Below are 18,113 nucleotides of genomic sequence, written 5' to 3'. Positions count from 1 at the left end.
TTTAAAATTTAATAAATGCAAAAATTTGGTGGGCGAGGGCTCACTATACGGCTAACTCTTAGAGAATTTTTACAAATTGCCGGTTTAAAAAAAGCAAAATTTATAAATTTGCAAATTTTACAAAACAGCAAAAATAAAAATCATAAATTTATTTAAAAGTGGTAAAATAACGGCTTTTAAATTTTTAAATTTGCAATTTTTTGGTTGCAAATTGCCTAAAAATTAGGCTAAATTTATAAATTTCATCGAAAGAGAGAAAATGGCAAGAATATTTTTAAGCCCCCCAAATATGGGCGGAAACGAATTAGAATACATAAAAAAAGTTTTTGAAAGCAACTACATCGCGCCACTTGGCGAGTATGTTAATAGATTTGAAAAATCAGTTTGCGATTACACTGGCGCGAAATCAGCCCTCGCGCTAAATGCCGGCTCAGCCGCACTTCATCTAGCCCTACGAACGCTAGGCATAAAAGACGGCGATGTGGTGCTGGGATCGACTTTTACCTTTATGGCGAGCCTTAATCCAATCTTTTATGAGCGTTGCGTCCCTGTGCTAATCGACAGCGACGAAGGCTGGAATCTAAGCCCCGAGCTTCTAAAAAAGGCAATCAAACTAGCGCCCAAAAAACCAAAAGCCCTAATCCCGACCCACCTTTACGGACAGGCTGCGAAAATGGACGAGATAATGGAGATTTGCGAAAATGAAAATATCGCCGTTATTGAAGACGCAGCTGAGGCACTTGGCGGATTTTACAAGGGCAGGGCGCTTGGCACGATTGGCGCGTGTGGCGCGCTAAGCTTTAATGGCAACAAAATCATCACCACAAGTGGTGGCGGAATGCTAATTTCGAACGACGAAGCCTTAATCGCCAAAGCAAGGTATTATAGCACGCAAGCCAGAGAGCCACTTTTGCATTATGAGCATTTGGATTATGGCTATAACTACCGATTAAGCAATGTTTTAGGCGCGATTGGCGTGGGACAAATGGAAGTTTTGGAAAAACGCGTAGAGCGAAAAAGAGAAATTTTCGCACTTTATAGTGAGCTTTTAAAAGACTGCGCCGAGTTTATGCCAGAAATCGAAAATTCACGCGGAAACAGGTGGCTTACAACCTTAGTTTTCAAAGAAAAAAATGCTCACTTACGCGTAATCGACGCACTCAATAAAGCCGATATCGAAAGCCGTCCGCTATGGAAGCCAATGCACATGCAGCCAGTTTTCAAAGGCGCATTAAGCGTGGTTGATGGCACGAGCGAGGATCTATTTAGTCGCGGAATTTGTCTGCCAAGCGGAAGCGATATGAGCGACGAGCAGGTCGCAAAAGTCGCCGAAATTGTAAAGAAAAGCTTATGATTTTTAGACCGACCAAGCTCAAACGCTTCGCATTTTTTCTGATTTTAGATATTTTAATCTCAATTTTTAGCGTCGCAATCGCCTTTGTTTTGCGTTTTAGTGGCGATATCCCAAATGAATTTTACAAAGGCTTATTACTAAGCGCGACCCTAATTACCGCTATTCGCATTGCGTATTTGTGGTTTATGAAAATTTACCTTGTGCCGTGGCGATTTTTCGGGCTTTACGAAGCGCGCAAAATTTTCTACACGCACATTTTCACGGCTTTGACATTTTTGGCGGTTTTCTTTTTAATGGAGAATATTTTCAACCCCTTCCCGCGCTCTGTGATTGCCATAGATGCGGCGATTTGCTTTATTTTAATCAGTGGCGTAAGAATCGCAAAACGCATGTTTTTGCTCCACGAAAAGTCAAATTTTAACGCCAATGAACCATGCGTCGTCGTGGGCGCGACTAGCAAAACTGTGCATGTGCTAAAAGGTATGCGCCAACACCACATAAACTACTATCCTGTGGGCGTTGTCGATGGCAGAAAAGAGCTAGTTGGCACATATTGTGAAAATTTCGTCGTGCGTGCAAAAAGCACAATCCCAGAAATGATAAAAGAAAGTGGCGCCAAAACCGCTATCGTGGCACTTTCGCTGCACCCAGAAGATCTCAAAGAGCTCTACGACGAGCTAGTCGCGTATGGGCTAAAAGATATCAAGCTATTTTCGCTATTAGAAAACGAGCAGAAAAAAATCCGCGACATTTCGATCGAAGACCTGCTCGCGCGCAAACCAAAGGATTTGGACAAAGAGGCGATTAAAAATTTCATCGACGGCAAGGTTGTTTTAGTAACTGGCGCAGGTGGCACGATAGGAAGCGAGATTTGCAAACAATGCTTGAATTTCGGTGCAAAACGGCTGATTATGGTCGAGCATAGCGAATTTAACCTTTATCAAATCAACGAAGCCACGAACGCAGATTCTCGCAACGAGTTAAAAATGATAAATATCGTTTATCGCGATGAATTCGATGAAATTTTTGCCGAATTTAAGCCTGATGTCGTGGTGCATGCAGCAGCGTATAAACATGTGCCACTTTGCGAATTTAATCCGCATCTAGCGGTGAAAAACAATGTCCTTGGCACGAAAAATGTCGTGGATTTATCCAAAAAACATGGTGTTAAAAAGGTCGTTTTGATCTCCACTGATAAGGCCGTGCGCCCTACAAATATCATGGGTACGACAAAGCGAATTTGCGAGCTTTATAGCCTAAATTCGAGTGATGAAGCCACTCAAATCGTGGCTGTGAGATTTGGAAATGTGCTAGGAAGTAGCGGAAGCGTAATCCCGAAATTTAAACGCCAAATCGAAGCAAACGAGCCACTCACCGTTACACACCCTGATATCGTGCGGTATTTTATGCTAGTGAGCGAAGCTTGTCAGCTAGTGCTTCAAGCAGCCTCAATCGCCAAAGGTGGGGAGCTTTTCGTGCTTGATATGGGCGAACCTGTCAAAATCGCAGACCTTGCCAAACGCATGTTGCAGTTAGCCGGAAAAGAGGAGCTTGGGATTAAATTTGTAGGACTTCGTCCCGGCGAGAAGCTTTACGAGGAGCTTTTGATCAACGAAAACGACAAAAGCACGAAGTATCAATCAATCTTTGTTTCAAGCTTTACAAAATACGATTTAGAAAAGCTAAATTTGCAAATTTCAGAGCTTGTAAATGCGCAAAACTGCGAAGTTGCAAGCAAACTCAAAGAGATTGTGCCGGAATTTGACCATAAATTGAATAAGGATTGATTTTGATAGGGATTGTTGATTATGGTGCTGGAAATATACGAAGCGTGAAAAACGCCCTTAGCTTTTGTGGGGCGAAATTTGAGCTAGTGAGCGAGCCAGAAAACCTTTTAAAATGTGATAAAATTTTACTTCCTGGCGTTGGGGCGTTTGGCGAAGCAATGGCTAAACTAAAAAGCGCAAATTTAGACGAAGCGATAAGAGAATTTGTCGCAAGTGGGCGGTATTTTTTAGGAATTTGCCTTGGTATGCAACTTCTCTTTGACAAAAGCGAAGAATTTGGTTCAAGCGCTGGGCTTGGGATAATTAGTGGCGAAGTGGTGAAATTTGATGAGAGCAAATTTAGCGAGAGTTTAAAGATCCCGCACATGGGCTGGAATACACTAGAATTTACGCGCGAGACGCCCATAAATTCGGGGCTTGAAAGCTCTGTTTATGCGTATTTCGTGCATTCTTATCACGCGCTTTGCGATGAAGAGTTTATCCTAGCAAAGACGGCGTATGGGTATGAATTTCCTAGCGCGGTTTGCAAGGAAAATGTCTTTGGCTTTCAGCCACACCCCGAAAAAAGCCACGAAAATGGTATAAAAATAATTAAAAATTTCACGGAGTTATAATGGAAATTTTACCTGCGATTGATTTAAAAGAAGGCCTTGCTGTGCGCCTTAGCAAGGGCGAAATGGGGAGTGCTAAAATTTATTCAAAAACCCCTTGGGAATTAGCTAAAAAATTCGAAGACATGGGGGCGAAATACCTGCATTTGGTAGATTTAGACGGAGCGTTTGCAGGAGAGCCGATAAATTTCAAAACGATTGAGAAAATCGTAAATTCGACAAATTTAAAGGTCGAAGTGGGCGGTGGAATCCGCGATGAAAAGCGCATAAAAGACTACCAAAATTTGGGCGTTTATAGATTTATTTTAGGCTCAGTTGCGCTAAAAAATCCAAATTTTGTCAAAGAAATGTCGCCAAAATACAATATCGTCGTAGGAATCGACGCGCTTGGTGGCATGGTCGCAACCGAGGGCTGGGCAGATGTGAGTAGCATCAAGGCGACTGATTTGGCTAAGCTTTACGCAGGAGCGGGAGTGGGCGCGATAATCTGCACGGATATCGGCAAAGATGGTATGCTATGTGGCGTAAATGTGGGATTTACCGAAGCAATCGCCGAAGCTAGCGGGATTGATACAATCGCAAGTGGCGGTGTGAAGGACATTAGCGATATTTTAGCGTGCAAAAACAGCGGCAAAATCGCGGGCGTGATTGTCGGCAAGGCATATTACGAGGGCAGTATAGATTTAGAAAAAGCGTTTAAAATTTTGTGATATCGTAATGGCTTTTAAGGTTTTGAGATGAAAGAATTTTATAATGAAATGAGTGTAAAGAGCCAAAACGGCTTGGAATTTTTCAAAGATTTTGTCTTTGAGCTTGGGATTTCGTGCGTTGAAGAGCGCGAGGGCGAGTTTATCGTGCGCGATGAGGATAGCCTAGAAATGGTGAAATTCGCGTTAATCGAATTTAAAGAAGCCTTGCAAAAATCCACAGGGGCGCAAATTTCGCTAGAAATCGAAATTTCGCAAAAGAAAAATCAAGATTGGATAAACGAGTATAAAAAGGGCGTTGAGCCGATTGAGGTGGGTAAATTTTATGTCCGCCCTAGTTGGTGCGAGAGCAGAGCAGGGCTAATCGATATTTTAATTGACCCGGCACTTGCCTTTGGCTCAGGGCACCACGAGAGCACAAATATGTGTTTGCAAATTTTAAGCGAGATTACCAAAGAGGGCGCAAAAGCCCTTGATGTGGGCTGTGGAAGCGGAATTTTGAGTATCGCGATGAAAAAGCTTGGCGCAAATGTCAGCGCGTGCGATACTGACGAGCAAGCCACTGATGCTAGCGTGCAAAATGCGCAAAAAAACGGCGTGAGCTTGGATAAAATTTGGACAGGAAGTATCGCAGGAGCGGGTGAAAAATACGATTTAGTCGTAGCAAACATAATCGCTGATGTGATTTTGATACTAGCTAGCGATTTGAAAAACGCACTAAATCCGGGCGCACACCTCGTGCTTTCTGGAATTTTAGAAAATTACAAAGATAGAATAAAATCTGCATTTTCGGATTTGCGCTTCGTGAAAATGGAGCAAAAAAACGAGTGGTGTAGCTTTGTTTATGAGAAAGGTGAAAATGAATAATCAAAATAACAAAAATCAACAAAACGGCGGAGGAAATTTTTTCAACAAAAATCCTATTGGTATGTTTGTGGTTTTTGCGCTGATTTTAATTGTAATTTTTAGGGCAATTAGCCCAAATGGTGGCGGTTTTGGCGATGGTGCGACCCTTGGAAATTTGGGCGTGGGACAGACTAGAAATGTCAGCTACTCAGAGCTAAAATCACAGCTTAAAACAGCTCAAATTTCAATGGTTTCTATCGGCAAAACCACGATAAAAGCCCAAAGTGGCGATACAATGTATGTGGCTCAAAGGGTCGATGATAACGAGCTTGTGAGTATTTTAGAGAGCAGAAATATCCCTTATGGCGCATATAACGAAACAAATTTACTCACAGATTTGCTTTTTAGCTGGGTTTTACCGCTTGTGATTTTCTTTGGAATTTGGATGTTTTTGGCAAATCGCATGCAAAAAAATATGGGTAGCGGTATGCTAGGAATCGGCAGTTCGAAAAATTTAATGAGCGCAGAGAAGCCAAATGTCAAATTTAGCGATGTCGCCGGTGTCGAAGAGGCCAAAGAAGAGGTCAAAGAGATAGTCGATTTCCTCAAAAATCCTGAGCGATACATAAGCTTGGGAGCGAAAATCCCAAAAGGCGTCTTACTTGTAGGCCCTCCTGGCACGGGTAAGACACTGCTTGCAAAGGCTGTCGCAGGCGAGGCCGATGTGCCGTTTTTTTCGATTTCGGCTTCTAGCTTTATAGAGATGTTTGTGGGCGTGGGCGCAAGTAGGGTTAGAGATTTGTTCGAAACAGCCAAAAAACAGGCGCCCGCGATTGTTTTTATCGATGAGATTGACGCGATTGGAAAAAGTAGAAATTCAGGTGGAATCGGCGGCGGAAACGACGAGAGAGAGCAGACTCTAAACCAGCTTTTAGCCGAAATGGACGGCTTTGGCACAGAATCTAGCCCAGTCATCGTCCTAGCTGCGACAAACCGCCCAGAAACGCTTGATGCTGCGCTTTTGCGCCCGGGTAGATTTGATAGGCAGGTTTTGGTCGATAGACCTGATTATGACGGCAGAATCGCGATTTTAAAGGTGCATATGAGAGATGTCAAATTTGCCCGTGATATCGATATCGAAGATATTGCGCGCCTTACCGTGGGCTTTGCGGGAGCGGATTTGGCAAATATCATAAACGAAGCTGCGCTTTTGGCAGGTCGAGAGGCGAAAAAAGAGGTCGAGCAAAAAGATCTGCTTGAAGCAATCGAGCGCGTGGCGATAGGATTAGAAAAAAAATCGCGCCGCGTAAATCCTGTGGAGAAAAAAATCGTCGCTTACCACGAGAGCGGTCATGCACTCATCGCCGAGCTTACCAAAGGCGCAATGCCAGTTAGCAAGGTTACGATTGTTCCGCGCGGGCTTGGTGCAGCTGGATATACGCTAAATTCGCCGTTTGAAAATAGGTTTTTGCACCAAAGATATGAAATTTTCGCTGAAATTGATGTTTTACTCTCTGGTAGGGCGGCCGAGGAGGTATTTTTGGGCGAGATTACAGACGGGGCTAGTAATGATTTACAACGCGCTACTGATTGGCTAAAATTTATGGCGGCCAAGGTCGGTATGACAGACGAGCTAGGTTTAATCGTGCTTGAAAAACAGCAATATTCGTTTTTAAATGGCGGTCAGAGCATTAAGGATTATAGCGAGGAAACAGCTGTCAAAATCGACAACTATGTCCGCACGAAGCTCGATGAACGCTATAAAGCTGTGAAAGAGACCTTGCGAGTTTATGCGCCTGCAATCGAGGAAATGGTAAAAACTCTGTATGAAAAAGAGACCGTCGCTGGCGAGGTTATCGTGGAGATTATCGATAAATTCGAAAAAGAAAACAACTTGCCGACGCGTTTGGTGCGAAATTTAGCCAAAGAAAATTCAGAAGAAGAGGCGTAAAATGGAAGAAGAAAGAGGAAAATTAGTATATATTTTGCCAAATCTTTTCACCGCAGCTAGTATATTTTTGGCTATGCTTAGCATTTTTGCCTCGATAAACGGCCATTATGCTAGCGCGATTGCGTATATAATTTTTTCTTTGATTTTTGACGGACTTGACGGGCGCGTGGCAAGGCTCACGCACACGACGAGCAAATTTGGCGTAGAATTTGACAGCCTTGCCGATATAGTGGCGTTTGGCGTGGCGCCAGCAGTGCTATTTTATTTCGTAATCGGCAAGGATTATGGGCAGGTCGGCACGCTAATTAGCGCGCTGTATGTGATTTTCGGCGCTGTGAGGCTAGCGAGATTTAATGTCACTGTGGGCACCTACGAGCCTAATGTTTTCATCGGTCTGCCGATCCCAACTGCGGCTATTACGATTGCTGTGTGGATTGGGATTTACCTCAAATACGAGGTTTCGTCCGTGTGGGGTGGCGTATTTATCATCGGCATGGCAATTTTGTCGTTTTTAATGGTTAGCAATATCCGCTTTCCAAGCTTTAAAAAGATAAATTTAAAACGGCCAAATGCGATTAAAATTTTGGTTTTACTCATTGTGGTGTTTTTTTCGTGTCTGTATCTTTTTAAGCTCGAATTCCCTGCATTTATCATTTTGCTATACATAGGATACGGGCTCGTGCGCGCGGGGCTAACGCTTATCGGGGTTAAATTTAACAAACAAAGCAAAGAGAACTAAATAATAAAATTTATCAATTCCAACTAAATTTAAGCCTAAAATTGCTATAATCGCCAAATTTTATCAAATGAAAGGGTAGGTTATGGATAAAAATAAAATTATTATTTTTGATACGACATTGCGCGACGGCGAGCAAAGCCCGGGCGCTTCGATGAATACAGAAGAAAAAATCCGCCTTGCACTCCAATTAGAAAAACTCGGCGTCGATGTTATAGAGGCTGGGTTTGCAGCGGCTAGTCCGGGGGATTTCGACGCGATTAATCAAATCGCAAAGGCTACTAGCAAGATTAGGGTTTGTTCGCTATCTCGCGCGCTCGAAAACGATATCAAGGCCGCAGCACAGGCTATCGCGCCAGCGAAATTTCAGCGCATACACACCTTCATCGCCACTAGCCCGATTCACATGGAATTTAAGCTAAAAATGAAGCCCGATGAGGTCATCAAACGCGCAGTTGCGGCTGTGCAATACGCGAAGACTTTCACAGATGATGTGGAGTTTAGTTGCGAGGATGCGTGTAGAAGCGATGTGGGCTTTATGAAGGAAATTTGCGAGGCGGTTATCGGCGTGGGCGCAACTACGATAAATTTACCAGACACCGTGGGATATCGCTTGCCAAATGAAATTTACGCTATTTTTAAACAAATGGTCGAATTTATAGATGGTAGAGCGATAGTATCAGCTCACAATCACAACGATTTAGGGCTTGCCACAGCAAACACACTAGCGTGCATTGAAGCTGGCGCGCGCCAAGTCGAATGCACTATAAATGGCCTTGGCGAGAGGGCTGGAAATACTGCGCTCGAAGAGATTGCAATGGTCGTAAAAACCAGAAATGACCATTTCTCGCCACTTTATACGGATATAAATTTCAAAGAAATTTATCCTTCAAGCCGTATAGTCGCAAGTATCACAGGTATCGAACCACAGCCAAATAAGGCAATCGTGGGCAAAAATGCCTTCGCGCACGAAAGCGGAATCCACCAAGACGGCGTTTTAAAACACCGCGAAACTTACGAGATTATGAAGGCCGATGATATCGGGCTGGATAAAAACTCTCTCGTGCTTGGCAAACACAGCGGACGCCACGCTTTCAAGGACAAATTAATCGCCCTTGGCTATGAGTTAGACGACGAACAATTGCAAGTGGCGTTTGAGAAATTTAAAATTTTAGCCGATAGCAAAAAAGATGTCTATGACGAGGATTTAAGAGAGCTTGTAAATGACGAATTTATGGGCGCTAAAACCAAGGCTTACGAGATTGCACTTCTTAGCTCAAATGGCTGCAATAAAGGCCACGCAAGCGCGGCTGTCACGCTAAATCACGATGAAATTTTGCTAAGCGATAGCGCGCTTGGAAATGGTGGGGTTGATGCGATTTTTAAAGCGATTGATCGCATAAGCAAGGTTAGCGGTGAGCTCAAAGATTATCAAGTCAAGGCCGTATCCAAAGGCAAAGATGCTCTTGCCAAAGTAACCGTTAAGGTCGAATTTGAGGGCACTGGCGCGATTATGGGGCATGGGCTTGATGTCGATACGATGCTGGCCTCAGCCAAGGCTTATGTCGGCGCACTAAATACATATTTAGCTTCGAAAAAATAAAATTCATAAAGTGGCGAAATTTGGGCGAATTTTGCCACTTTTTTAAACTAATTAAAAGCAAAATTTCACTAGAATACCGCACTCAAAATGTTCTTAGTAGGGGACAGATCCGAAAGGCGTTTTGAAATTTTATTTTGGAGACTTTTATGAAAAAAGTTTTGGTTTTACTTTTCGCGCTTTGTGGCGCAGCATTCGCAGGTGAGGAGCTTAGCGCTTATACTCAAATCGTATCATACTCAGCAATCGCTGTTGGTATCGTTCTTGGTTTTGCCGCTCTTGGTGGCGCTGTTGGTATGGGCAATGCAGCTAATGCAACAATCCTTGGTATCGCTCGCAACCCAAGCGTAGCTAGCAAACTATCAACTACAATGTATATTTCGCTAGCGATGATCGAAGCACAAGTTATTTATGCGCTTGTTATCGCATTTATCTTGCTTTTCGCTAATCCTTTCGTTACAGACGCTCTTACAAAAGCAGCTGCGTAATCACTCGCCCGCATCTTCGCGGGCTTTCTCATGCGACCATGGTGGAATTGGTAGACACGCTATCTTGAGGGGGTAGTGCGCTTCGCGTGTGCGAGTTCAAATCTCGCTGGTCGCACCATAAATTTTATTCAAATTTACTATTTCAAATTCGCCCATTAACGAAATTAAACAAAAATCACATTTCTATCCTATGTCAAAAAACAATAATGTAAATATAATTTATGTGTTTTAATTTTTAAATCTAATTTAAAAAAAAAAGGGGGGGGTATAATGGCTGAATTTTTTAAAAAAGGTCATGTTGTGTATGAAATAAAAAATAAAAAATCATTTCAAACGATAAAACCTAAGCAAACTTCAAAGATAGATGAATTTTATAAAATCAAAAAAGATTTTTTAGTTGCTAATGCGATTTTGATTTTCGGCTTGGTTCTTAAAGTGTTTTTTGAAAATTCAGATGATACGAGTATAGGTAAATTTTTTCTATTCATTGGGGGGTTATGTAGAATTTATGTGATTTATATGATTGGCAAATTTGCAAGCAGCAAAAAACTATTTGCATTTTTCATAGCATCAGGCATAGGGTCTAACTTGCTAGGAGGCGCAATTTTAGTAACGCAAGAATCAGCCTTATCTATTTCTATCGTCGCTGGAATATGTGGTGTTACTTGCTTTCTTTTTTACAAAGAAATGGTTGAAATTCTTCTTCAAAAGCTATTTTATATCCCATTTTTCGCTATTGCTTTGGGTATTGTGAGCGAGGAGTATTGGGGTATTTGCTAATTTTAGCTTTTGCGAGCGAGTTTGTCGTTATGATTTTTACAAGAGCAGGTGCGCAACAACAAGAGAATTTTAAAGAAAATGATACAAATTACTCAGCGAAATATATCAATGTCGCCGACACTCAAAAAGAAGAAAATTTTAAAATTTTAGATAAAACAGAAAAATTTAAGCAGAAAATTTCAAATTTACAACTTAATGAAAATTTTGTGATAAATATTTTTAGGGTTTTATATTTTGTTGTGTTTGTATGTTTCTGCTATTTTCTTATCCGTTGGTCTTTGACAGAATATAGAGGAAGTGCTTGGTATTATTTGGGTAGAGTAAAAACATCTGCGATAGTGTTTGGTATAGTATATGTCCTTCAAATAGTAGTTTTGGGGCAAAAAAATATAGTTTATTGTTTTAAAAATTTATTTTCTAGCATTATTAAAAAATAAAATTTGGAGAAAAAATGAAAAATTTATTTAGTATTGTTATATTATTTATGGCTTTTATGCTGGGAAAATTCGGATATATACAGTTTAAACAAAAATTTATGGGTGATGAGGAAATTTGCAGATTGCAAAATGAAATAAAGACAAAATTGCCAACTAGACTAGATGATGCAACCACTTTAACAAATATAGAGTGTAATCCAAAAACAAAGAAAGTAAGTTATTTTTATGATTTAAACGATGTGCAAAATATGCAAAATATCTCTTGGCGGGATTTCGTGGAGCAAGATTTTGATTTGTTTAAACAAAATTTTAAAAACGGCGTAAAAGAACAATATTGCAATTCAGATATTAAAAATAAAAATTTCAAGGCTACATTTACTTATAATTTTGATAATGAATATTTCATGGATTTTACACTAGGTCTCTCTGATTGTCGCTAAATTTTTAAAGGCCAAATTCTGCCAAATTCAGCCTTTAAAAAGAGGTAAATTTAGATATTTAAACTACCACCGTATTTGATTTTTTTGATTTCTGGTTCTTCGTCGATTTTTTGCATAATCTCTTCTATATTGTTGCTGTTCGCGGCGTCGATTTGTTCGTCTAGGTCTTGGTATGAGTATATCATAGCTACATCGCTTACGCCTTTTAGGGCTTGCATGGCCTTAAATGCGCCCAGCTCTTGATCTAGGCTCTCGGTTTGGATAGTCGCTACGATTTTGCCATCTTGTGCAGCTACGACTTCGCAAAACTCTATCTTTGCCACGAGAGCGCTAAGTTCGTCCAAATTCGTCTTATTATCTGTGTAGATTATCACACTTGAAATGTTCATTTATAGCTCCAAAAATGAATTGTTTTGTCGTATCCTGCGCCAACTAAGTGATCGCCATAAAATGTCATGTTGTTTATGATTTCGCCATCGTAAGGGATTTTTTTGATGATGCTTCCGGCTTTGTTTATGATGTTTATGCCATCAAGTGTCGTAAATGCGCCAAAATCCTCGCTTAATGCCACGCTATACACGATAAAGCCAGTTTCGAAAAGCTTAGACTCTCTTGCGTTTTCGTAATAGCAGGTTTTGTCGTTTGAGCCAGTTATCACCCTTTCGCCTACAAAGGCTACATTGAAGACATTGTCTTTGTGGATACTTTTTTCGCGTAAGAATTTTTTCTCTTTTGTGTCAAAAAAGTAAATCATACCGCCTTCGTTTGAAAGAAGCAATAAATTTTTCTCGCGGTCAAAGCTCACGCCACCAAAAGGCGAATCTGAAATTTTGTGCTCAAATTTCACTGATTTTGAGGTTATGTCGTAGTATAAAATTTCGCTTCCCACGCCTAGTAAAACGATAGTATTGCTATCTAGCAAAAATAGTCTTTTGATACCAGTTATCGGTAAATCAAAGGTGTCAAGCGTGCCATTTTCATACACGGCGAGTTTTTTGTGCATATAATCGCCATTTATCAAAAGGGCAAATTTTTCACCTAGTTTATCGACATCGATGACCTTAGAATCGATATCGCCATCGACATAGCTTTTGACTTGCGGAAGAGCTAAAACAAGAGTAGCGTTTTCATCGCTCCCACTTATACTAAAAAGCTTTCCGGTGTCCGTGCCAGCATAGATTTTTTCATCCATTTGCTTTAAAATCGCGATGTTGCCATCTACTATGACTTTGTCATTTGCAAAAAGAAAGGTTGCTAAAAAGATAAAAGCAACGAATAATTTTTTCATTTTTTACCTCGTAAATTTTGTGTGAGTTTGGAGGTCCAAACTCACAACAAAATGGTTATTTGATATCAGCACCCTGATTTAAAATGTCAAGCAAATTTGAGCTAGTGTTTGAGTCTGCAAAGCGACTAAAATCTGCTTCAAATTTGTTTTGAACTAGCTCGGTTGCGTTTGTTTGAATAACATGGCAAGAAACGCAGTCATATCTAGCCATAGAAAGTGCGCCATCAAGGCTCTTTTGATTCTCATCACGCAAATCAGCTAAGTGGCTTTGTGGGACTGATTTGATCTGCATAGCCTGTGCAGCCTCTGGAAGGTGGCATGTGGTGCACATGTTGTTTTCGGCTGTGATAGGTAGCATATCGTCCAAAGTGTGTGGGATTAGCGGAGGAGCGTTCTCGAAGCTTCTCTCGAATACCATATTTTCGCCTGGTGCGCCACCTTTTACCTCATAGGTAGGCAAGGTTAGGTTTTCGTTAGTGTAATCCTCTCTAAATTTAGGACTTTGCGCAAGCTCTAAATTTGGTATATCTTCCTTTTTCTCGACAACCGGCGCTGGTGCGGCTGGCTCTTGTGGTGCAGCAGCTGGCGCTACCTCTGCCTTAGGCGCTTCTGCTTTTACTTCGTCAGTAGCAGCAGGTGCTGAGGCGGCTTGTGTTTGCGCTACTGGTTGGTTTGTATTTGAGCTCGCTTTGCCTTTTTCATCTTGGCAACCGCTCAAACCCAAACAACAAATTGTAGCTGCAACAAGGCTTAAAAAAGCAAATTTCTTTTTCATTTTTTTACTCCTAGTATGCTAAAATTTAACGCATCATCATCGCAAATTTGGACACATCTACCGCAACTTATGCACTCAGAATCGATTTTAAAACTCTCTTTTGAGACCATTTTTAGCACCTGTACCTCAGGGCAAACGCTCTTGCATTTGTTGCATTTAGTGCATTTGTTTGCATTATGATAAATGCGAATTAAGCTAAATTTACTTGCTATCGCCCAAAATCCCCCTAGTGGGCATATATGGGAACATATTATTCTATTTCCTGCGAAAATTTCAAATATCACAATGATTGCGGCTATACTAAATGCGCTAACGCTAAGGCTAACGACCGCTCTTGTGAAAAATCCGACGAAATTTAGTATCTCAAAGGCTGCTATACTAAACAATCCGCTACAAAGTAGGACTAAAACTAACAAATAGTATCTAGCGTTTTTGCTGACGCTAAATATTTTGGTTTGGATATTTAAAACTTTTCTTATCCAAGCTGCCAAATCTGTTAGGATATTGATAGGACATACCCAACCGCAAAAAGCTCGTGGCGCAATCAAAGCGTAAAACGCAAATATGATTAACGCGCCAACTATGCTAAGCGCACCTAGGCTAAAACTTGCCAAAAATAGTTGAAGCACGGCAAAAGGATCGCTTAAATTTATAACTCCAAAAAGCACTGACGAACTTAAATTTCCTTGCAAAATTTTAAATCCATAGCAGTTTCCAGCTATGAAAAGGCCAAGGATTAGGAATTGAACTAATCTTCTTAAAAGTGTGTATTTCATAGCTCGCCTCCGTTTAAGTAATCAATACCTTTTTTCAAATTTAAGTTGATTTGGCTATCAGCGTCTTTTAGCTTCGCGTCATCGCCCTCGATCCAACCTTTGACATAGTTGTCATTTACCTTGCCTAAAACCGAATTTCGTGGTAGCACCGTAATGGCTGCTTTTTCGGTTATACAGGCTTTTTCGCATTTTCCACACCCTGTGCAGTAATCGCTATCTACAACAGGTAGTAAAAACGCGTGTTTTTCTGTCCTTGTGTTGCGTTTGTATTCGATAAATAGTGCCTTATCCATGACAGGGCAGGCTCTATAACATGCGTCGCATTGAATTCCAAAATATGCAACGCAGTTTTTCTGATCTACTACCGCAACGCCCATTTGTGCTTTGTTGATATTTAATTTGTCATTTTCGCTAACTTTTTGTTTATCTAACGCGCTAGTCGGGCACGCTACTGTGCAAGGTATATCCTGGCACATATAGCATGGAGTTAGTCTTGGCTGGAAAAACGGAGTTCCGTTTGGCACTCCGCTATCGCCAAATTCTGCTAGTTTTAGTGTATCAAATGGACATGCTTCGACGCACAGCCCGCAACGAATACATTTGCTCATAAATTCTTTTTCATCAAGGGCACCTGGCGGTCTTAGACGGATTTTATCCTCTGCTCTGGCAAATTCACAAAATCCACTTCCGCCTGCTACAAGCAGTCCTAATAAACCTAAAACTTCGCGTCTTTCCATAATTATGCCTTATAAATTTTTACTGCGCATTTTTTATAGTCTGTCTCTTTTGAAAGAGGGCAGGTCGCGTCTAGACAAACTTTGTTGATAAATACATTTTCATCAAACCAAGGAACATAAACAAGACCCACAGGCGGAACATTTCTACCTCTGAAATCTACTCTTGCTTTAACTTTTCCTCTTCTTGATTCTACCCATACAATATCATTTTGAGCTATGCCCATTTTATCGCCGTCTGCTTTGTTCATAAAGCATAGAGCTTCTGGAACAGCGCGGTAAAGCTCAGGAACACGCATTGTCATAGAGCCTGAGTGCCAGTGTTCTAGGACGCGTCCTGTGCATAGCCAGAACGGATACTCTTCGCTTGGCATTTCGCATGGATCCATGTAAGGGCGGAAGAAAATTTTACCTTTGTTTTTAAACGAAGTTTTCTCATCGCCTGAGGTTGCGCTTTTCATATCGCCTGTCGGAAGTGCGCCTTGGTTACCATAAAATGCGAAATCGCCGTCTGGATTAGCTTTTTTAGCGTAAGTGTCGTATTTGGTATTAAATCTCCATTGAGTCTCTTTACCATCGACAACTGGCCATCTGAGACCTCTAACTCTGTGATATGTATCAAAATCAGCTAAATCGTGTCCGTGTCCGTCGCCGAAAATTCTATACTCTTCGAATAGATATTTATGCACGAAGAATCCATAGCCTTTAAATACCTCTCCGTCGCTTCCTACGACATTTCTACTATCGCCGAAAACTTCGGTGCAGTCAAAGCCTGCGATGATTGGATCATCTGCTTTGTATTCAAGTGCGCGTTTGTTAGCGAACAATACATCAAATAGAGTATCTTCTGGATCGTAACCCATTTTTTTCGCTTCTTCTAAAACATCTGGCAAGGTTAGCTTATCATCGATTTTTCTCTCGCCCCAGAAATCTTTAATTTTAAAGCGTTTTGAGAATTCTAAAATTTGCCATGTATCGCTCATCGCTTCGCCTACTGGCAATACTTGTTGTCGCCAGTGTTGAGTTCTACGCTCAGCATTACCATAAGCTCCCCATTTCTCATAAATCATAGCAGTTGGTAAAATCAAATCCGCTACTTTTGCAGATACGCCCGGATATGGATCGCTTACTACGATGAAGTTATCCATTTCTCTTGCTGCTTTGATCCAGTGATTTGCATTTGCAGTATTATGCCATGGGTTATTTACATGAACCCAAGCAAATTTAACCGCGCCGTCTTCAATATCTCTCATTAGTTTTACATAAGGGAAGCCTGGGCGCGGGTTGATTGTGCCAGCAGGGATTTGCCATACTTTTTCAGTCATTTCTCTGTGTTTTGGATTTGCTACAACCATATCGGCTGGCAATCTGTGGCAGAAAGTTCCTACCTCGCGTGCAGTTCCGCAAGCGCTTGGTTGTCCTGTTAGTGAGAACGCGCCTTCGCCTGGTTTTGCTTGTTTGCCTAACAAGAAATGCACCATATAGCTTTGCTCATTTACCCAAGTTCCTCTTTGGTGTTGATTCATACCCATTGTCCAAAAGCTTACTACTTTTCTGCCTTTTTCGACATATAAATCAACTAAGCCTTGAAGTTTTTTCTTGAAAGTTTCTAAATCTTCGTTGTCATCGCCTTTGGCAAGTTTGGCAACGAAATCTAGTGTATAAGGCTCTAAGGCTTTTTTGAAATCTTCAAAACCGATTAGCCAGTGAGCGTCGGCTTTGCCATTGCTTTTATTTTCTAGCGTGTCGCCAGCTTTCATACCAAGGTATGATAGTGTTACGCCTTCGTTTTCGCTAAGAACTTTTGATAGCTCTTTTTCTACTGTATCGACCTCTTTTGGATCAAATTTAGGGTGTTTTGGATTTGGTCTCATACCGTAACCGATATCAACTGGACCTGTTGCAAACACGCAGTGCTCTTTGACGAAATTTTCATCAAACGCTTCTGGGTGGTTATATACAATCTCGTGAGCGATTAAATTCCAAATCGCAAGGTCAGTATGAGGTTTGAAAATAATCTCAATATCAGCAATGCTAGAAGTTCTGCTTGAAAAAGTTGATAAATTTACAACTTTGTATTTATCAGGATTTTTAAGTTTAGCGTCATTTACGCGAGACCAAAGCACTGGGTGCATTTCGGCCATATTTGCGCCCCAGCAAACAACTGTATCAGTTAGCTCGATATCATCGAAGCAGCCTGACGGCTCATCGATACCAAATGTTTGCATAAACGCAACAACCGCACTTGCCATACAGTGGCGAGCATTCGGGTCGATATTGTGAGATCTAAAACCTGCTTTGATAAGTTTGACAGCAGCTACACCTTCCATGATAGTGTATTGACCGCTACCAAATACAGCTAGGCCGCTTGGACCTTTTTCCTCGTAAGCTTTTCTGAATTGCGCTTCCATGACATCAAAAGCTTTTTTCCAGCTAACTTCGCCGAATTTACCTTTTTTGTCAAATTCGCCTTTTTCGTTCATACGCAAAAGAGGTTTTGTGATACGGTCCTCGCCATACATAATCTTAGCATTAAAATAACCTTTAATGCAGTTAAGACCACGATTTACAGGGCATAGTGGATCGCCTTTTACAGCTACGATTTTTCCGCCTTTTGTGGCAACCATAATACCACAACCGGTTCCGCAAAAACGACAAGCCGCTTTGTCCCAGCGCCAGTCTTTTTCGCCGTCAGCGGCACTAGCTAGGCTTGGGGCAGAAATTCCAGCGGCACTACACGCAGCAGCAGCTGCTGAACTTTTGATAAATTCTCGTCTGTCCATAGAATTATCCTTTCTTTCAA

General features: G+C 41.3%; 18 protein-coding genes and 1 tRNA gene. 13 read left to right on the top strand and 6 right to left on the bottom strand.

Annotated elements, in window-relative coordinates:
- The first annotated feature begins 259 nt into the window (after positions 1-259).
- From pglE to OFN67_RS02535, 13 genes are all read left to right on the top strand, one after another.
- Positions 260-1,354: a UDP-N-acetylbacillosamine transaminase gene (gene pglE / locus OFN67_RS02595; protein WP_270868057.1), complete on the top strand. Its 1,095-nt coding sequence runs from the start codon at positions 260-262 to the stop codon at positions 1,352-1,354.
- On the top strand, positions 1,351-3,141 hold the full coding sequence (locus OFN67_RS02590; RefSeq protein WP_270868056.1) for a polysaccharide biosynthesis protein: 1,791 nt from the start codon (positions 1,351-1,353) through the stop codon (positions 3,139-3,141). Before pglE ends, OFN67_RS02590 begins: the two co-directional genes overlap by 4 nt.
- A gap of 2 nt (positions 3,142-3,143) precedes the next feature.
- Positions 3,144-3,755 carry an imidazole glycerol phosphate synthase subunit HisH gene (gene hisH, locus OFN67_RS02585; RefSeq protein WP_270868055.1) on the top strand — a complete coding sequence of 204 codons (612 nt, stop codon included), beginning with the start codon at positions 3,144-3,146 and terminating at the stop codon, positions 3,753-3,755.
- Positions 3,755-4,462, top strand: a complete 708-nt coding sequence (gene hisA / locus OFN67_RS02580; protein ID WP_270864579.1) for a 1-(5-phosphoribosyl)-5-[(5-phosphoribosylamino)methylideneamino]imidazole-4-carboxamide isomerase — start codon at positions 3,755-3,757, stop codon at positions 4,460-4,462. The genes hisH and hisA overlap by 1 nt, the downstream gene beginning before the upstream one ends.
- Positions 4,463-4,489: 27 nt before the next feature.
- Positions 4,490-5,326, top strand: a complete 837-nt coding sequence (locus tag OFN67_RS02575; RefSeq protein ID WP_270868054.1) for a 50S ribosomal protein L11 methyltransferase — start codon at positions 4,490-4,492, stop codon at positions 5,324-5,326.
- Complete coding sequence (gene ftsH, locus OFN67_RS02570; RefSeq protein WP_270868053.1) at positions 5,319-7,256, top strand: ATP-dependent zinc metalloprotease FtsH; 1,938 nt, start codon at positions 5,319-5,321, stop codon at positions 7,254-7,256. The genes OFN67_RS02575 and ftsH overlap by 8 nt, the downstream gene beginning before the upstream one ends.
- A gap of 1 nt (position 7,257) precedes the next feature.
- Complete coding sequence (gene pssA, locus OFN67_RS02565; RefSeq protein WP_270859396.1) at positions 7,258-7,995, top strand: CDP-diacylglycerol--serine O-phosphatidyltransferase; 738 nt, start codon at positions 7,258-7,260, stop codon at positions 7,993-7,995.
- Positions 7,996-8,077: 82 nt separating this feature from the next.
- Positions 8,078-9,595 carry a 2-isopropylmalate synthase gene (locus tag OFN67_RS02560; RefSeq protein WP_270868052.1) on the top strand — a complete coding sequence of 506 codons (1,518 nt, stop codon included), beginning with the start codon at positions 8,078-8,080 and terminating at the stop codon, positions 9,593-9,595.
- A gap of 146 nt (positions 9,596-9,741) precedes the next feature.
- The gene (atpE, locus tag OFN67_RS02555; RefSeq protein WP_270859398.1) at positions 9,742-10,080 is read left to right on the top strand and encodes an ATP synthase F0 subunit C; all 339 of its coding nucleotides are present in this window, start codon (positions 9,742-9,744) and stop codon (positions 10,078-10,080) included.
- Positions 10,081-10,112: 32 nt separating this feature from the next.
- Positions 10,113-10,198 (top strand) — tRNA-Leu (locus tag OFN67_RS02550).
- Positions 10,199-10,350: 152 nt separating this feature from the next.
- The gene (locus tag OFN67_RS02545) at positions 10,351-10,860 is read left to right on the top strand and encodes a hypothetical protein (protein WP_270868051.1); all 510 of its coding nucleotides are present in this window, start codon (positions 10,351-10,353) and stop codon (positions 10,858-10,860) included.
- Entirely contained in the window at positions 10,854-11,297 is a 444-nt protein-coding gene (locus tag OFN67_RS02540; RefSeq protein ID WP_270868050.1) for a hypothetical protein, read from the top strand. Before OFN67_RS02545 ends, OFN67_RS02540 begins: the two co-directional genes overlap by 7 nt.
- 14 nt (positions 11,298-11,311) lie before the next feature.
- Positions 11,312-11,737 (top strand): hypothetical protein, encoded by a 426-nt coding sequence (locus tag OFN67_RS02535; protein ID WP_270868049.1) that lies wholly within the window; start codon positions 11,312-11,314, stop codon positions 11,735-11,737.
- A gap of 50 nt (positions 11,738-11,787) precedes the next feature.
- Here OFN67_RS02535 and OFN67_RS02530 read toward each other — a convergent pair whose 3' ends face one another.
- From OFN67_RS02530 to napA, 6 genes are read right to left on the bottom strand one after another with little or no spacing between them, the layout of a single operon-like run.
- Entirely contained in the window at positions 11,788-12,126 is a 339-nt protein-coding gene (locus tag OFN67_RS02530) for a chaperone NapD (RefSeq protein WP_270859412.1), read from the bottom strand.
- Positions 12,123-13,025, bottom strand: coding sequence for a WD40 repeat domain-containing protein (locus tag OFN67_RS02525; protein ID WP_270868048.1), 903 nt, complete (start codon positions 13,023-13,025; stop codon positions 12,123-12,125). Before OFN67_RS02525 ends, OFN67_RS02530 begins: the two co-directional genes overlap by 4 nt.
- A 55-nt stretch (positions 13,026-13,080) precedes the next feature.
- Positions 13,081-13,800, bottom strand: a complete 720-nt coding sequence (locus OFN67_RS02520) for a nitrate reductase cytochrome c-type subunit (protein WP_270866453.1) — start codon at positions 13,798-13,800, stop codon at positions 13,081-13,083.
- Positions 13,797-14,576, bottom strand: a complete 780-nt coding sequence (napH, locus tag OFN67_RS02515; protein ID WP_270866452.1) for a quinol dehydrogenase ferredoxin subunit NapH — start codon at positions 14,574-14,576, stop codon at positions 13,797-13,799. Before napH ends, OFN67_RS02520 begins: the two co-directional genes overlap by 4 nt.
- Positions 14,573-15,313, bottom strand: a complete 741-nt coding sequence (gene napG / locus OFN67_RS02510; protein WP_270866451.1) for a ferredoxin-type protein NapG — start codon at positions 15,311-15,313, stop codon at positions 14,573-14,575. The genes napH and napG overlap by 4 nt, the downstream gene beginning before the upstream one ends.
- Before the next feature lie 2 nt (positions 15,314-15,315).
- Positions 15,316-18,093: a nitrate reductase catalytic subunit NapA gene (gene napA, locus OFN67_RS02505; protein WP_270868046.1), complete on the bottom strand. Its 2,778-nt coding sequence runs from the start codon at positions 18,091-18,093 to the stop codon at positions 15,316-15,318.
- Positions 18,094-18,113 lie beyond the last annotated feature (20 nt).

It is taken from the genome of Campylobacter sp. JMF_11 EL3 (assembly GCF_027736965.1).
GTDB lineage: Bacteria > Campylobacterota > Campylobacteria > Campylobacterales > Campylobacteraceae > Campylobacter_B.
Note: the sequence above shows the minus strand (reverse complement) of the source record. Positions and strands in the feature narration are given on the sequence as shown.

Coding starts and splice junctions, on each gene's coding strand:
- pglE (WP_270868057.1), top strand. CDS start 260: ATGGCAAGAATATTTTTAAGCCCCCCAAATATGGGCGGAAACGAATTA.
- OFN67_RS02590 (WP_270868056.1), top strand. CDS start 1,351: ATGATTTTTAGACCGACCAAGCTCAAACGCTTCGCATTTTTTCTGATT.
- hisA (WP_270864579.1), top strand. CDS start 3,755: ATGGAAATTTTACCTGCGATTGATTTAAAAGAAGGCCTTGCTGTGCGC.
- OFN67_RS02575 (WP_270868054.1), top strand. CDS start 4,490: ATGAAAGAATTTTATAATGAAATGAGTGTAAAGAGCCAAAACGGCTTG.
- ftsH (WP_270868053.1), top strand. CDS start 5,319: ATGAATAATCAAAATAACAAAAATCAACAAAACGGCGGAGGAAATTTT.
- pssA (WP_270859396.1), top strand. CDS start 7,258: ATGGAAGAAGAAAGAGGAAAATTAGTATATATTTTGCCAAATCTTTTC.
- OFN67_RS02560 (WP_270868052.1), top strand. CDS start 8,078: ATGGATAAAAATAAAATTATTATTTTTGATACGACATTGCGCGACGGC.
- atpE (WP_270859398.1), top strand. CDS start 9,742: ATGAAAAAAGTTTTGGTTTTACTTTTCGCGCTTTGTGGCGCAGCATTC.
- OFN67_RS02545 (WP_270868051.1), top strand. CDS start 10,351: ATGGCTGAATTTTTTAAAAAAGGTCATGTTGTGTATGAAATAAAAAAT.
- OFN67_RS02535 (WP_270868049.1), top strand. CDS start 11,312: ATGAAAAATTTATTTAGTATTGTTATATTATTTATGGCTTTTATGCTG.
- OFN67_RS02530 (WP_270859412.1), bottom strand. CDS start 12,126: ATGAACATTTCAAGTGTGATAATCTACACAGATAATAAGACGAATTTG.
- OFN67_RS02525 (WP_270868048.1), bottom strand. CDS start 13,025: ATGAAAAAATTATTCGTTGCTTTTATCTTTTTAGCAACCTTTCTTTTT.
- OFN67_RS02520 (WP_270866453.1), bottom strand. CDS start 13,800: ATGAAAAAGAAATTTGCTTTTTTAAGCCTTGTTGCAGCTACAATTTGT.
- napH (WP_270866452.1), bottom strand. CDS start 14,576: ATGAAATACACACTTTTAAGAAGATTAGTTCAATTCCTAATCCTTGGC.
- napG (WP_270866451.1), bottom strand. CDS start 15,313: ATGGAAAGACGCGAAGTTTTAGGTTTATTAGGACTGCTTGTAGCAGGC.
- napA (WP_270868046.1), bottom strand. CDS start 18,093: ATGGACAGACGAGAATTTATCAAAAGTTCAGCAGCTGCTGCTGCGTGT.